The sequence below is a fragment of the Oscillospiraceae bacterium genome (assembly GCA_009780275.1).
Taxonomy (GTDB): domain Bacteria; phylum Bacillota; class Clostridia; order Oscillospirales; family UBA929; genus WRAI01.
This window is the reverse complement of the sequence record WRAI01000015.1, coordinates 39,253-54,746: the sequence shown is the minus strand read 5'-3', so window position 1 is coordinate 54,746 and position 15,494 is coordinate 39,253. Positions and strand designations below refer to the sequence as shown.

The following is a 15,494-nucleotide window of genomic DNA, read 5'->3' as shown; positions in this document are numbered from 1 at the left end:
GCCTCCGCCGAGTGAGCCTCCGCCGAGTGAGCCTCCGCCGAGTGAGCCTCCGCCGAGTGAGCCTCCGCCGAGTGAGCCTCCGCCGAGTGAGCCTCCGCCGAGTGAGCCTCCACCAAGTGAACCATCTCCAACAAACACGCCGACAACTGCACTTTCATCAACGGAGCCACTCACAAATGAGTTGAGGGCTAACCCTGGAACAGGGGATGACAGAATCATAAGTGTGTGGGCATTACTGTTCGCGGCGTCCTCAATAATAATAGTCGGTTTGGTTTTTGTCCCGATAGCAAACCGCAAGAAGGGAGAGCACAAAATGTAACGCAAGGCCATAAGACAAAGGCACTGCCGAAATAATTCGGTAGTGCTTTTCTATTGACACGAAATGCCAAAAACCCGTAAAAGTTTTCAAAAAAATGTTTTTTTCTGTTAGCGTTTATTCTTGACAGAGGCATGTACTTTGATTTATAATCAATGGGCATGCTTGCAAAACATAAAAAAGGATGGACGACAGTAATGTTAAAACTCAAAAAAGTATCTTTGGCTCTGATGGCTATGCTGATGGTGGTCATGCTCTTTGCCTGCGATGGAAACAGTGGTAATGACAGCGGAAATGGCGGCGAGCAGACGGCTCCGACTGTTCCTGACAATGGCTATGAAAACGGTGGCATAGTAAACGGTAACGGTGACGACAGCAATTTAGCCCCCGTTATGCTTGACGGCGTAGGCGTCCCAAACTCACGCCTTGAGCGTGTTGGCGACGACATTTTCCCCAACCACGCGGAATTGACTACGGTTATGGCTATGTTTGGTATATGGGTGGATTGGGATGTTGATACCGGTGAAGTTTCATTGCAGAGCATGACTCGTGAGGAGATTGAATTTGTAGTGGGTGATGATGTATTCTATTTAGATGGCGAAGCCATTACTTGGGAGACGGAAACACCGCTTTCTGTGGTGATTGATGGTGAGCTCTTTGTGCAGGGGCGTTTCTTTCGCGATGTGTTTGGCGCAGGCTCCGCTTTTTCTGAGGGTGGGCACTTGCATATTGACACGTATGGCGCTGATGATATGATGTAAGCAATGAAAATCACCTTGCAGGATTGTATCCTGCAAGGTGATTTTTTTTATTAGGAGAATAGAGTATGAGAAAACATCAATTTTATGATTTGCCAGGCTGATATTGCAACAAGGGAAGGATGTGCAGGCACACCATATCGGTCATACAGTTGAAGCTGACGAGCTTGTGGACGAATGGCTGAGACATATGACGTTGAACGAGTTACGCCGCTGACGCATTTTGACGAAATTGACCAGGAAAACACATCTGAGACAACAATACGCTTTAATGAAAAACGCTCCGGCGTAGTGATGTTGGCTGGAATATACTTAGTAGAATAACCAAATGGGCACGGGGATGACGGCAGCAAATTTGCGTAGCCGTGTTAACTCCCCGTGCCCTTCGTCAACCTTTCGCCGGAATCGTCAGTGAAAATGATGTGTAACTATGGACGACATAGCCCAATTCTGACAATGTATGTATCCCTTGCGTCGCATTGCCGCCGTTGCTCACTGTATCCCATGCCATGTAGTGACTCCCGTCAGTATCTATGTCATGGATTTCAGCCTTGGAATGAAAAATCTCCAGAACATCATTTTCCGTGGAGTAGTTGCCGCTTGAACCGTCGCCAGTGGTGTGACCTAAATGATTCCCCATCGTAACGTTGCAATTATTTGGTGTCAGGGACTAAACCAGAAGCGTCTTCAACCAATGCGGGAATATTTAGAATAAAACTGGCGTTGATTGCGTGGTTCGCGGCCGGATCCAAACCGGCAAAGGTATATATTAACATAACATGCTGTCCACGTTGAGCCGCTTTGCAATCCTTTTCGTTGGCTCAACAAGGTGAAAAAGGAGGAGAAACCCCATATTCAAATCTTGGAAACGCAATGCGGTCAGCAATGTTATGAAAAGCGCTGTTGTTGCCTTGTACTTAAATATTCGCCGTGCGAGGCGAAATTTTGGGGGTGTTTTAGAGGAATTGTTTTTTTCGTAAAATGTTCGGGAAAGATGGGTTGCTTATGGACGATCTGAATATTCTAGGACAAGAAGTGGCATCGTTTTTCAATACACTTTTAGACGCAACACTTAAAAGTATAGGTGAGGAATGCGGCAAGGCAAAACTAATCGCTCTTAGTAGCGAAGGAAACCGCTTTTACTGGGCAGATGGTGCGTGGAAGTGAAGGGGATAAATAAATAAACAAGGGCTTTAATTGTTGGCGACCACTAACAGAAAATGCGAGTTGGAGTGATTGGGAGCATAAATAAAACGGATATATATTGTTGCAAAATGAATACTATCTACGTAAAACCCCATAGGGAAAGGATTTTCACGCCTTTACCCTATGGGGTTTTTCTACGGTTAAAAAAACAGCCCTTGACAAAACAACTCCAATGGATTAAAGGGTGTTTTGTCGTTAATTGTTACGCCGCTTAACAGCCGATTTAAGTTACGCAGGGCAGGGTCTTTCGATAAAGGTAACGGCATCTTTTAGGTCAACCAACGGCTTATCCAGTAACTCGTCAAGCGTTTGGGGACTATTGTCATACATATACTTCACCAACCGCAATCGGCCGGGGGAGACGCTCAGTTCGCGTGCCAACGCCCGATAACGGCCGGCATACAATTTTGTGATATCTAAGTGAGCCAGCTCATTCTGCGAAATGGCGGTGGCAATGGCCGGTGTTTCCGCGTCATAAGAGGTGCAATTGGGAAAACTGATCAACACCGCTGGCGGTTCGCCATTGGTGTTTTGCTTTGCCGCACGAACAACGCTGACAACAGCCTCGGCAGGTGTTAACCCCGTCCCTAGATTATCAGCAATTTCCACGCCGTCGTCATTGAGCGCTCTTGTTGAGATGAGACGATTAAATCGGTTGAATTGCAATTCAACGCTGAAATTGCTATCAACGTATATAGATAGACTTTGCGAATTCCATGCCCAAATAAAACCGCCCAATGCTACTATGAATGTTAGACAAGCAGCCAAAAGAACAGGTTTGAAAGTATGGAAAAAAGACCTCTCCCTACTTGCCTCGTTTTTTTTTCGCAGCACGGGTTCCAGTTCAATCTCTTGGCCTATTGGCTGTGACTCATATCCTTTTACAAACTTAAAGGCGCCTGCCTTATCCAATACATAGGTGCCGCCGTCTTCATGGCTCATAACAATGGCCTTCATGCGCTTGCTCCTCCGACGCTTACATAATCTGACAAAATATCATAATCTCCCATCTTAATGATAATTGATGCTATTATAAATGTTCGCGCGCGTTCCAACTTTTTTTGGGGTAATCCTGAAATTTTTGAAATCTCTTTGACAGGAAAATAACGCTTGATTTGGATGGTCTGTAAAATCTCAGGCGATTCTAGCATTTGCGCAATCAATACTGCGTAAGTTTCGGCAAGCTTTTTGTGCTTGGGCGACTGTGCCGCGAGGCTTTCCATGGTAATGCCCCAATGCGCCAATTCAGCTTTGAACTGCTCAATTTCATCCACAATGGATTCGCGCCGTCGTGTTTTTTCATAGGCCCGCACTGACATTTCGTTCATGACTGAAGAGTGGCCTTCTTCCCACTCTTCGTCCAATTGCAATTCTTCTCTTCTTTCGCGCCTGTAAACTTTGCGCATATGATCGAGAATATTGCACCGCACGACATTGCTGGCAAAGGGGAAGAAATGCCCTTTGTCAATGTTATAACCTTGAATAGCCTCGTAAAAAGCGACCATGGCGATGCTGAACAACTCATCTTGCTCAACCCCGCTGCCGTTTGACGCATATTTCGCGGCACGACTGTGTAAAAAGGGCTTGAAATCAGAAATCAGTTGCTCCATTTCATCGGGACATTGATTGGCTTTAACGGCGCGGCCATTCAAATCATGGGGTGTTTCTATTACCATTGTATCGTTTGCCAAGAGTCGTCACCTCCGATTGTCTGTTCGTTCATTAAATTGTAACATATTGTTTGTGCTTTTTCAAGTGCTTTTTTTGAGGAGAAAATAATTTTATCTAATTGGGGTGTCTAACTGCCCTAGGCGCGCACCAACAGCATGGTTTTGCGCTGTAAGAGAATACAATAGCAATAATTGATAAAATGATAGCATGTGCTGGTAAAAATGTCAAATCGGCATTACACTTTGTGAGACTATAAGCACAATCAGACGACAAGCTTAAACGCTCGCCGCCTGATTGTGCTTATTATGCGCTTATCCTACGCCGGAGAGGTTTGCCAACGTCGCGATTTGTGAAGATGTCAACACCGTGTCCCACATGCGAGCCACGCCGATAGCGCCGTCAAACGGGAATCGAATCCCGCCTTCACCGTCGGTGTCACCGCCAATGACAAGGTAATTTGTAGAGGCGTCCGGTATATAGAGCGCGCCGGTATTGGCGGCCGTGATAAACACGCCATTCACGTACAACTGCAGGCTGCTGCCATTAAATGTCATTACGGCATGAACCCAATTCCCGACTGCTACGCCGCCGGTATAAATATTTTGCCAACCGGGGGCGGATACGGTAGCCGTTATATATGCCGGATTATGCGTGTCCCATATCCACAGCCCCAGACCCGCGCCGTGCTGACTGCCGAACACGCCCCTCCAATCAGCACCAACAGGGCTGTCCATTCTAAATGATACTTCTAACGTCACACCGCTTGAAATGCTAGTCCATTCAGCTTCAGTTAGTTGTGCAGCCCACGCATTTCCTGCATTGCCGCCGATAACGCCGATGTATTGCTCCAACGTTGCATCCCAAATGACGTTGCTGTTATGCGTGTTGTTAACAAGCGCCCGGCCTATAGGGGAATTGTCGGCTGCCTCGCCGTCGGCAAAGTCTACATTCAACAATAGTCTGTCGGCATATGGGATATCATCACCGCCGTTACCATTGCCGTTGCCTTTTCGTTCGCCGCCAAAGAAAATCGGGTTTGAGAAGGCAAACGGTGCTGAGATGGCATATGCGAATTGCGCGTGACTGCCTGCGGTGTGTGTACGTAAGAGGGTTTCAACACCTTCAACTTCCATGCGAATGAAGTCGCCGGGATATACGAAAATTTCTACCTCTTCATCAAATTCACGTGCGCCGCCTAAATCAAATTCTTCAATAATTTCGCCGTTTTTAATCAACAGCACACGCGCCAAGTCGTTGATGTAGTAACCGCTTAGATTGACAGTAAAATATTCGCCCTCAGGCATGATTTCCCTGGTGTCATCGCCCATCATATATTCGTTGGCATAGAGGCTGATGACAGGCCCGTTCGTGCCGAACATATTGCCTTGACGGAATGCATCTAAAATACCTTCTGCCGTTTGCTCTTGCACGTATGCTACAGTGTATACCAAGCCCCAATGTTCGGCGAAATGTGCGTCTGTCGTGGCAACGCCGGTCAAGCGACGGCCTTGATTATTTAGGTTATCCCATGTTTGGCGGGCACGAACGTTTGCCCAATGATTGCCTGCGTACCAGCCGTTCCACACTTCAATGCCGTCGATATCGGAATCCCAATAGCCGTAAACGCCCCACGGGTTTGGATGCCCTGTGCCGTCATATGGATGTGCCGCGAATGCCAGCCCTTGACCGTTGGTATGCTCTTTCATCAAAGCAATCGCATCACGGGTGCTTCCGCCCGCGGCCGTTTCATAATTTAGATTGCGATCCACGCCCATAAATATCGCATGACCGCGGAAACTTCCCATTTCATTGCCTTGAATGGGTATCATGTTATGCTCAGCTGCTGCGGTTTGTGCTGTTGACCAGCCTGCAGAATTATTGTGATCGGCAATGTTGATGAAGTCCATGCCATTTCGTGCAGCAGCAGTAAAGTTCTCATCCATCCAGCCCGAACCGTCGGAGAAGCGTGAATGTACATGAATGTCACCGGCAACCCAGCCTGTGCCATTGGGATTGTTGACGCGGCCGACACGATCATCAACCCACGCTCTGCCGTTGGAGCTTGATGACACAATCAAACGCGCGCTGCCGTTGTTGGCTTCCACTGTCCATGCCGCTGTCGCGTACCCTTCGGGCGCAACAATCAAGGTGACCTCATCTTGCCCGTCAATTAACGTGCCGTCGCCTAAAATGCCTATGCGCGTTGTGACGCTGCCCTCAGTGTTTGCCCAGTTGTGGAATGTTGCCGTCACCGTAACACTGCCGTCCGCATTTTCTATGCGTTCGTATGTACGCCCCATGTTCAGCGGCGGCAGGGTAGGCAAGCAGTCGCAGCTGTCACAGTTGCAGCCAGCTTGCCGTTGGACAAGTTGGAATGCGTTGAATGACACATGGCCGCCGATGGCGAAGATACGAATATCACTCAGTGTAAAGACATCACCGGACACTGGCGTCAGCACCATGCCGACACGGGTATAGTTGAAGAGTTCGGCTAACGTAACAACGCCACGATAATGGCCGGCGGGCAAGTCGTCATCGGCAGTGCCAATGGTGCCTCCCGAGAAAAAGTAGCTCAGCGAATAGTTGTCAGCACCAGCGAGAAGGATATTTGTTGCGCCGGCAACGGTAAAGTCATAATACAACGAAATGTTCTCCCAGTCGTCACGGGGCAGCGCAAGGATTTCATCGAGCGTGTAAGCTGCGCTCGGCCAACCACCGCCGACATTTGTGACGGTATAAACGCCATCTTCATTGATAATCATGCCGATATTGCCGCCGCCGCCCTCGCGAGAGTCCCAGCCATCGGTTGTCAAGCGGAATATATTAAAGATGCTGACGGGATTGCAAGTGCAATTTGGCGGTTCGCGCCATTCCACATCCAACAACATGCGCACCATGCCGGTAATCAGTTGCTGCGTGTCAAAGCCGAGATTGGGGTTGAACATGTAATTTGTATACCAACCCTCGCCATCTGGAATAAGGTTTTCTTCACTGGTTGTGTTACCCATTACATTATGAGAGTACAAGAACGCCACAGCATTAAGCGCCCAAGACTGAATGCCGCCTTCTGCTGAGGGGATGCCCCAGTCAGCAAAGACATTTTCCAATGTCACGAAGCCGGGAACAGTGTAGACTAAAGCCGTCATCATACGCGATAAGCCGACGGCCGCCTCGGCACGTGTTAGTGTGCGGTTAGGATGGAAGCCATGCACACCATCAACCTCGCCGCCTTGCAGAATGCCCATTGTCGCCAGTGCCATAATTGCGCGGAACTGTGGATGTGTTTCAGGGACGTCAGGGAAGGGTTCTATCGGATCCATAACAGCGCCATCCAACCAAATTGCCACGACATCCCAAATGTCTGTCGTATCCGTATATACTACCATGTAATCGGCTAACAATTCAGCGATATACCAGCGCGGCGCACCTTGACGGAAATACACGCCGTCGGGCAGTGCGGCACCGATAATGCCGGCACAATGCGCGCGTATCATGTCATCGCGCGCCCATGAGTTAGGAGTGTCCCCCGCCGTGGGAACGGTGCATTCGCAGACGTAGCTGTCGTCAGCGATGCTTGTCATGCCGAGCATTCCCAGCAGCATAACCAAGCAGAGAGTGAGTGCCAATACGCGTTTCGTTTTCATAGTGTACCTCCCAGTTTTTTTATAATTAGAAATATTATATCAGCATTTTCACCATTGTGCAAGTGTCTTTCTTCTAAAAAAGAAAAATCAGAATGAAATGAAAGTGAGTGTTATTAGGGGACTTGCGCAAAACCTTAGTAAATCAATGCTTTACCAGCCAGAATAACTGTGACTAACGGCATGTATGGGACAACAGTCGAGCGAAAAATTGCTTGCCGAAAAAGCGACATTCAATCAGCAATACAAAAAACTCAAAGTCGATACAAACTATGTTCACAAAATCAAGCGAGCGGTGGAGGATTTAATGCCCAAAGAGCCAAGGGCGAAACAGCGCGATATTGGTATGGAGCGGTAGGCATGGCAAGCGATGGGGTAACAAAAAGTTACCCCATCGAAAAGGCTTGCTTTTGGGGGCGGTTGTGTGGTATACTCATGCCGTGGGTAGAAACATTATCTACATCATGCCACCTTGCCCACGGCAGGGTCGGTAGTTTATATTATCCCGTGTTCGTGGTTAAAATCCGAATGCGGATTTTTTATTAAAATTTTTTTTAGAAAAGGCTTGACTCGAACACGATGTCGTAGTTTATGCTCGGTATTGAGAACAGGAAAGGAACGCCGAAATTATGGAACTTCAAACAGTCAGTCAGGTTACAAAAACGCTTGGTATCTCGGCGCGGATGCTACGGTATTACGAGCAAAGCGGTCTTGTCAAAAGCCTACGAAAGGAGGATTATTCATATAGAGTTTATGACAACGAAAATATAATGCGCTTACATCAAATAGTAATTCTACGCAAACTGCAAATCCCCATTAAGCAAATTGCCGTCATTCTGAATAACCCAAATGCAGCAACGGTAACCGAAATTTTTAATGAAAATATCAAGGCATTGGATGGTGAAATTACTGCATTGGAAACTATCAAATCATTACTTGAAATTTTTGCTGCCAAACTCTCGGAATTCGCTGATGTGCGACTAAATTTTAACCTGCTGACCGACAAAACCATGATGGACTTGGCAAAATCCCTTTCCTTGACTCAAAGAAATGTTAAGGAGATAAAAACCATGGAAAACCTAAATCATGCAAACGAAACATTAGCAACAACAGCGGCAAGGAATATTATCATCACTACACTTCCGCCGATGAGGACAGCTGCGTACCACAACTTTGGCATTGAGCCGGAAGACCCCGGTCCGACCTTACCTTGGATAAAAGAGAATAACCTGTTGGGTACGGCAAGGTTCTTTGGATTTAATTCACAGGCACTGCCTACGGACAAGGGACCGGGAGAAGCCTATGATTTCTGCGTTTCAATACCTGAAAATGTAACTATTCCCGATTATTTGTACGAATTGAAACTTCCCGGTGGTTTATACGCATCGCTTTCGGCTGTTGGTTTGGATATTCCCGATGTATACGGGCAAATACGGAATGAATTTGGAGATATTAATTCAGATTGGCAGATTGACCACGACAGGCACGACTTTCCGGGACTTGAATTACATGAAGGCGACGTATTTGGATTAGTGGACAGCCCTCTCTCTATTACGATTTTTATTCCGATTAAGAAATGTAAGTAACGTCCAAAATAAGCACAATCAACCACGCCGATGGCGTATCAAAACAATACTTCGATGATATAATGCTCAGTAATATATCATCGAAGTATTGCTTGGAAATAGAGTAAGATATACAGTGACAAAATTACAACAATCTTTAACGGAAAAGCTATATCCAATGATTGAAAATGAAAAACCTATCTATAAACAAATGGTAGAATATTTGTTTTCGTTGGGCTATTTGCCGCAAAAGCTGAATAATAAAGGCTTTTCTCTTTATTTCGTTCACAGTGGAAAAAAGATTGCAAGAATTAGGATTTACGACAGCAATATCGAATTTGCCTTCAAGTTCTATGCTTGCAAAAGCGTTCCGGCATGGTGCATTAACTCACTTTTGGCTGAATGCGATATGCCTTTTGAAGATGCCGGCAAATGGTACGATTTGTCGATGAAAAAATGCGATAACGATTGCACCACTTGTGGTTCGGTAAAATACAACTACATATCAAAAGATGGCAGAGAGATTTACAAATGCACTTCAAATCTGATATGTTTCTCAAATATTGATGTGATTGATTTCGATGATTTCAAAAAAATTGTCGCCGAACAACATGAGTTTTTCATGTCGTTACCGCCGTGTAAATAATGCACCGAATAAGCATTTCCACCGCTAACGGCTAACCGCAGACCCATACCGTAAAAATTGAAATTATCTTCGCAAAACCCCATAGGGCAAGGCTTTTCACGCTTTTACCCTATGGGGTATTTCCATGCCCGAAAAACAGTCCTTGACAATACAACCCCAAGGACACATTGTAACTTTTATACGCAGATAAATATCGTGCCGTGTTGTGTAGCGAGTAAGCACAACCGACTACGCCGATGGTGTATCAAGCAATAATGAAATTTTATTTTTTGCAAACACAACGAGGGGGAGATATTATGCAACCGAAAATTGTTAAAATGGATAAACGGCACATTACCGGAATGTTTGGAACTGTAAAGAATCAACATGAGTGCTGTAAGCATTTTGAGGAACATTACGAAAAGAACCCCTTTGAAAAAGCCGATAAATACGATTGTCGTGTCTATTTATGGAATATGCCAAAGGAAAGGCAATTTTTCTATGGATTTGAAACAGATAGTGTAATTGACGACAGTGACTTTGTTACAATCGAATTTCCCTCATGTGAATGGGCAATATTTGAAGTCAGCCCTGCAAAGTGGTGGGTGTCTGGCGATAAAGACGTGCAAGACTGGGTAGCCAACAACGAAAAATACAAATGGCGTAAATATGATGGCTCGAAATGTCAACTCGAATATTACAAAGAAAAGTTTTTTGGTGCAGATAACCCGGATTCCTTAATGGAAATATGGTATCCGCTGGAAGAAAAACGCAGCAGAAAATAAGCAATTTATGCCTTAGTATCAAAAATAAGTGGCGGTATGGGATTTGAGATGCAATTTACATCTCAAATCCCATACCGCCACTCATATTGGTGCGCCCGACAGGATTTGAACCTGCGACTTTCAGAGTCGGAGTCTGACACTCTATCCAGCTGAGCTACGGACGCACATGTATTTAGTTGGCGGGAGAAACTAGTGAGCAGGGGCGGGGGGCCGCCCACAAAGCAAAATCATCCAATCAAATTAACAATCTTATTCGGCACATAAATGATTTTTGGGGGATTACGTCCACTAAAGTGTGCAATAGCTTTATCTAAAGCCATTGCTGCAGCGACGGCATCTTCTTGTGGTACATTTGCCGGTAAAGTCACCGTACCGCGCATTTTGCCGTTGACTTGCACGGCGATAGTTACTGTGGCATCTGCAGTTTTTGCTTCATCATACGTTGGCCAAGATTGCTGTGCCAGCAAAGTATCGTTGCCGCTCAATGTCCATAGTTCCTCGGTAATATGCGGCGCAAAAGGGTGTAGTAAAGTCAGCAAGGCATCAAACTCCGCCTGGGTGACTGACTTTTGCTTGTACATATCATTGCATAATGCCATTAAGGTCGCAATTGCCGTGTTGTACTTCAATTCCAATACGTCATGTGTGATTTTCTTGATTGCCTTGTGAATGACGCTTTCTAATGTTGCCGTATAATTATCGCCGGTAACAACACGCTCTTGTAACGCCCATACGCGATCTAAGAATCGCCGGCAACCCTTAATGGCTTGGCTCGACCAGCATGCAGCTTTCTCAAAATCGCCGATGAACATGATGTATAGCCGCAACGTGTCCGCGCCATGCTGGGCCACAACGTCATCGGGGCTGACAACATTCCCACGTGACTTGCTCATTTTTTCGCCGTCCTCGGCTAAAATCATGCCGTGGCTGGTACGTTTGGCGTAAGGCTCGACAGTTGGTGCAATGCCAATATCGTACAAAAACTTATGCCAAAACCGCGAATACAGCAAGTGCAAGGTGGTATGTTCCATGCCACCGTTGTACCAGTCCACCGGTGTCCAGTAGCTCAACGATTTTTGGGAGGCCAAAGCCTTATCATTATGCGGGTCGCAGTAGCGCAGAAAATACCACGATGAACCCGCCCATTGCGGCATTGTGTCGGTTTCGCGTTCAGCGGGTTCGCCGCAAGCAGGGCAGGAAATTTCCACCCATTCACGCAACGCTGACAGCGGGGATTCGCCCGTATCGGTTGGCTCGTAGGATTGCACTTCGGGCAAAACCAACGGTAATTGATCTTCCGGCAACGGTACTATACCGCACGTTGGACAATGAACAATCGGTATGGGTTCGCCCCAATAGCGTTGACGTGCAAAGACCCAGTCGCGCAACTTAAAATTGACTTTCGATTCGCCTAAATCTTTGTCTTGCAACCATTGTGTGGCTTTTTGCTTGGCTTCGGCGACAGATAAGCCGTTGAGGAAATCAGAGTTGACCAATACGCCGTCGCCAGTATATGCTCCTTCCTGGACATTGCCGCCGGAAATAACCTCAACAATCGACAAATTGAACGTTTTAGCAAATTCCCAGTCGCGTTCATCATGCCCCGGAACAGCCATAATGGCACCTGTGCCGTAGCTGGCCAGTACGTAATCACTGATAAAAATCGGAATTTCAGCTCCGTTGACGGGATTGACGGCATGTACACCTTGCAGGCGCACACCCGATTTCTCTTTTTGTAGTTCGGTGCGTTCAAAATCGGACTTTTTCGCCGCTTGGATGCGATATGCTTCAGCTTCAGCGTAGTTTTCGATAGCAGCTTTGTTATTTTCAACAAACGGATGCTCCGGCGCAATGACCATATAGGTCGCACCGAACAGTGTATCGGGGCGGGTGGTGAAAATTTGCAAATATTCCAACTCTCGTCCTGCCTCCGCAGAGGCCAAAAACGACACTTGTGTCCCTTCGCTGCGACCAATCCAATTGCATTGCTGTGCTTTGACGCGCTCGGGATAATCGACGTTGTTCAAATCATCAATCAGCCGCTGAGCATAGGCAGTAATTTTCAACATCCATTGGCTCTTTTGTCGGCGCTCGACCTCTGCGCCGCAGCGCTCACAAGCACCATCAATAACTTCTTCATTTGCCAATACACATTTGCACGACATGCACCAGTTAACCGGCATTTCTGTTTTATACGCCAGTCCGTGTTTGAACATTTGCAGAAAAATCCACTGCGTCCATTTATAATAAGACGGGTCTGTCGTTGAAACTTCCCGCGACCAATCGAACGAAAAGCCCATCATATCACATTGGCGACGGAAGTTGATAATATTTTGCGCCGTGATGTCGGCGGGAGGCACCTTGTTTTTTATAGCAAAATTCTCAGTTGGCAAACCAAAAGCATCCCACCCCATTGGGAACAGGACGTTATAGCCCTGCATACGTCGCATGCGCGCCACAATATCCAACGCTGTATATGGGCGAGGATGACCGACGTGCAAGCCTTGCGCCGAAGGGTAGGGAAACTCAACGAGCAAGTAGAGTTTCTCTTTGCTCGAGCCTGTCTGCGCTTCAAATATTCTGTGATTTTGCCATGCCTTGAACCACTTAGACTCAATGGCATTTGGTGTGTATGCTGACATGAGAAATTCTCCCTAATTATTAATGACTCACTAACTTCGCATCTGCCCACACGCGATCCAAGCTATAAAACTCCCGTGCTTCAGGCAGAAACAGATGCACCACAACACAGCCGAAATCAAGCAGTAACCAGACATTTTTGCCGTGTCCTTCAATGTTGCGTGCAGGTTCGCCAAGTTCTTTAAGGCGCAATGCCATTTCGTCGGCCATTGTCTTGATATGTGTTGTCGAGTTGGCAGTGCAAATCAAAAAATAATCGGCAAGTACCGTCAAATCGGTGATTTCCAGCAAACGCACATCCTTTGCTTTGCGGTCCTCGGCAATGGCAAAGAGCTTTTGCGCAATTTCATATGGTGTCATCAATGTCGTTGTTCTCCTACTATCTATTTCTACTGTACCAAGGATTGGTGTCGTCTTTTCTCGTCGATAAATCCAAATCGGCGGCCGTAACCTCCACATCAGTCGGATTCATATAGGTGTTGACGATGTCAATGAGTTCTTGGCGGTTTGCGGCATCGACAATGACATATGAAACATGGCGATACCAAGCGAAATAGTCACCCGGCATCATATGGAAATTAATGTCATTGCCATCTAAGCGCGCAATCCGCTCGGCAAACCAAAACAGCTCATTTTGCCGTAGATTGGTGTACGTATTCTGTTCGGCAATGACAATGGAACTGGTGATTGTGTTTAAGTTAATGTCTTCAGTAGCTTGCTCGAAAAGTGCCGCAAGGAATTCTTGCGTAACCTCCATACGCCGCTTATCGCCGGTTTGATAGGAACGGAAGCGCACCAAGTGCAGGGCGTGATAACCGTCCAAATGTTGGTAGCCGCGTTGCAAGTTGATAAAGAGGTCTTGTGAACTGTCTGTCCAACGCATATTTTGTGGTACATCGAAATACACGCCGCCAAAGGCGTCAATCAGCTGTTTGAAAGCGTTAAGGCTGACAACAAAGTAATATTGCGGTGCGATGCCGATGGTGCGCTGCAAGTCCATACGCAATTGCATAAAGCCGTTGTGGACATTGTGGTCGTTGCCGAGCCCGATTAAATAGGCTTCATTGATTTTGCGCAAACTGCCGTTGGGGCGTGCGATTTGCGTATCACGTGGCACACTTAACACATTCAGCGTGTTCTCATTGGTATCAAATGTGGCAACAAGTATGGTATCGGTCAATGGATCACCCCAGTCTGTACCAACAATGACAAAAGTAAATACACCATCGCGGTTTTCCGAAACGGGAATGAGATTTTGTGCTTCGTCCTCGGGCGGTATCCAGTTGCCTATATCCGGCCCTGGCCCTTCCGGTGCGCGGATGCCGTTGTTGACCGTGGCGTTCCACGCCATCACCGAACCAACGGCAGGTAATGTCGGCACAAACAGCAGAATGGCAATAAAAGCAGCTGTGGCACGAGGAAATCTCCGCCGCGGCACGCGCACAATAAAGCACATCACAAGCAAACCGATGGCCGTCAATACCGAAAGTAAATTAGCCAATGGGAACAACCCGTCAACTCGGCTGGCGATGCCGACAAACAGCAGAAAGTGTACAATCGCCAACACAATTGCCGAGATAACCATGGCAAGGCGTCCAATTATGGCGTAGCGGCCACCAATTACTAGATATAAGAATCCGGAAATCAGAATAATATATAATAGCGCGAAAAGTAACAGCAAGGCAACCAACGGTCCTCGCGCCTCATGCAACACGGCATCTTCATCGCTTGAAAATGTCTCGGCGGCGTGGAGGTAGAACAACAGTGGTTGCTGCGTATCAAAAAGAACAAGAAGTTCGCCGTACGGGTCGTTTTCGAAAGGGGTCAGAACTGTATTTTCATCGGCCGGGTCTTCGCCGGAGGCATATTCGCCAGACGTATCAACATCTGCTGCGTCAACCGCTGACTCGCCTATCGGATTCTCATCGACGTCGGCTGACACTTGACCCATGCCAAGCGAATCTTCGTTACCCAAACCAAAGTCTTCGTTGTCAAAATCAAGGAATGTGTCATCATGTTCCTCATCGTTAGTGAAAGACGGGGTCGGACGCGGCGTGGCTTGGATTTGCGTTTCGTCGAAAGCAAGCGAGCCAACAAATGCCGGCATGAACAAACTGCCAACCATTAGCGCAACAAGAAATCCCATTATACCAAGTTGAATGAGCGTGCGTTTGCCTTGCGCACGCTGAGACATGGGGGGAGGGAGTGACTTCTCTGCGCGTCGCAATTGATTTCTTGGCGACTCGTTGGCGTTATCGTTTAGGTAAAGCCCTTTTTTCATGCATTT

Annotated in this window: 15 protein-coding genes and 1 tRNA gene; 7 read left to right on the top strand and 9 right to left on the bottom strand. The window is 47.0% G+C overall.

Translation table 11 applies throughout. The annotated features are described in order from the left end of the window. On the bottom strand, window positions 1-297 hold a 297-nt coding region (locus FWE06_05880), incomplete at its 3' end, for a hypothetical protein (protein ID MCL2546709.1). Between the two features lie 216 nt (window positions 298-513). Between FWE06_05880 and FWE06_05875 the strand changes: the two genes are divergently transcribed. Together FWE06_05875 and FWE06_05870 are read left to right on the top strand one after the other, a co-directional pair. Continuing rightward, window positions 514-1,077 carry a copper amine oxidase N-terminal domain-containing protein gene (locus FWE06_05875; protein MCL2546708.1) on the top strand — a complete coding sequence of 188 codons (564 nt, stop codon included), beginning with the start codon at window positions 514-516 and terminating at the stop codon, window positions 1,075-1,077. 174 nt (window positions 1,078-1,251) lie between these two features. Then, the gene (locus FWE06_05870) at window positions 1,252-1,398 is read left to right on the top strand and encodes a hypothetical protein (GenBank protein ID MCL2546707.1); all 147 of its coding nucleotides are present in this window, start codon (window positions 1,252-1,254) and stop codon (window positions 1,396-1,398) included. Between the two features lie 64 nt (window positions 1,399-1,462). On the opposite strand, the gene FWE06_05865 is transcribed toward FWE06_05870, so the two are convergent. Then, complete coding sequence (locus FWE06_05865) at window positions 1,463-1,714, bottom strand: hypothetical protein (protein MCL2546706.1); 252 nt, start codon at window positions 1,712-1,714, stop codon at window positions 1,463-1,465. A gap of 365 nt (window positions 1,715-2,079) precedes the next feature. Here FWE06_05865 and FWE06_05860 point away from each other — a divergent pair, with 365 nt between their 5' ends. Then, window positions 2,080-2,241, top strand: a complete 162-nt coding sequence (locus FWE06_05860) for a hypothetical protein (protein MCL2546705.1) — start codon at window positions 2,080-2,082, stop codon at window positions 2,239-2,241. A 267-nt stretch (window positions 2,242-2,508) separates the two neighbouring features. Here the strand turns inward: FWE06_05860 and FWE06_05855 are convergent, their stop codons facing one another. The 3 genes from FWE06_05855 to FWE06_05845 form a co-directional block, all read right to left on the bottom strand. Continuing rightward, window positions 2,509-3,237 carry a hypothetical protein gene (locus FWE06_05855; GenBank protein ID MCL2546704.1) on the bottom strand — a complete coding sequence of 243 codons (729 nt, stop codon included), beginning with the start codon at window positions 3,235-3,237 and terminating at the stop codon, window positions 2,509-2,511. Beyond that, window positions 3,234-3,971 carry a sigma-70 family RNA polymerase sigma factor gene (locus FWE06_05850; protein ID MCL2546703.1) on the bottom strand — a complete coding sequence of 246 codons (738 nt, stop codon included), beginning with the start codon at window positions 3,969-3,971 and terminating at the stop codon, window positions 3,234-3,236. The genes FWE06_05855 and FWE06_05850 overlap by 4 nt, the downstream gene beginning before the upstream one ends. Window positions 3,972-4,262: 291 nt before the next feature. After that, complete coding sequence (locus tag FWE06_05845) at window positions 4,263-7,595, bottom strand: CehA/McbA family metallohydrolase (GenBank protein ID MCL2546702.1); 3,333 nt, start codon at window positions 7,593-7,595, stop codon at window positions 4,263-4,265. A gap of 184 nt (window positions 7,596-7,779) precedes the next feature. Here FWE06_05845 and FWE06_05840 point away from each other — a divergent pair, with 184 nt between their 5' ends. From FWE06_05840 to FWE06_05825, 4 genes are all read left to right on the top strand, one after another. Continuing rightward, window positions 7,780-7,950 (top strand): hypothetical protein, encoded by a 171-nt coding sequence (locus tag FWE06_05840; protein ID MCL2546701.1) that lies wholly within the window; start codon window positions 7,780-7,782, stop codon window positions 7,948-7,950. Between the two features lie 271 nt (window positions 7,951-8,221). Then, on the top strand, window positions 8,222-9,178 hold the full coding sequence (locus tag FWE06_05835) for a MerR family transcriptional regulator (protein MCL2546700.1): 957 nt from the start codon (window positions 8,222-8,224) through the stop codon (window positions 9,176-9,178). 157 nt (window positions 9,179-9,335) lie between these two features. Then, the gene (locus FWE06_05830) at window positions 9,336-9,803 is read left to right on the top strand and encodes a hypothetical protein (protein ID MCL2546699.1); all 468 of its coding nucleotides are present in this window, start codon (window positions 9,336-9,338) and stop codon (window positions 9,801-9,803) included. A gap of 296 nt (window positions 9,804-10,099) precedes the next feature. Next, window positions 10,100-10,567: a GyrI-like domain-containing protein gene (locus FWE06_05825; GenBank protein ID MCL2546698.1), complete on the top strand. Its 468-nt coding sequence runs from the start codon at window positions 10,100-10,102 to the stop codon at window positions 10,565-10,567. An 87-nt stretch (window positions 10,568-10,654) separates the two neighbouring features. Here FWE06_05825 and FWE06_05820 read toward each other — a convergent pair. The 4 genes from FWE06_05820 to FWE06_05805 all read right to left on the bottom strand — a co-directional run bounded on the left by FWE06_05820 (window position 10,655) and on the right by FWE06_05805 (window position 15,488). Next, a tRNA-Arg gene (locus tag FWE06_05820) sits at window positions 10,655-10,731 on the bottom strand. 63 nt (window positions 10,732-10,794) lie between these two features. Beyond that, the gene (gene leuS / locus FWE06_05815; protein MCL2546697.1) at window positions 10,795-13,209 is read right to left on the bottom strand and encodes a leucine--tRNA ligase; all 2,415 of its coding nucleotides are present in this window, start codon (window positions 13,207-13,209) and stop codon (window positions 10,795-10,797) included. A 19-nt stretch (window positions 13,210-13,228) separates the two neighbouring features. Then, complete coding sequence (gene rsfS / locus FWE06_05810; protein MCL2546696.1) at window positions 13,229-13,567, bottom strand: ribosome silencing factor; 339 nt, start codon at window positions 13,565-13,567, stop codon at window positions 13,229-13,231. Between the two features lie 19 nt (window positions 13,568-13,586). Continuing rightward, complete coding sequence (locus FWE06_05805; GenBank protein MCL2546695.1) at window positions 13,587-15,488, bottom strand: LCP family protein; 1,902 nt, start codon at window positions 15,486-15,488, stop codon at window positions 13,587-13,589. Window positions 15,489-15,494: the final 6 nt, after the last annotated feature.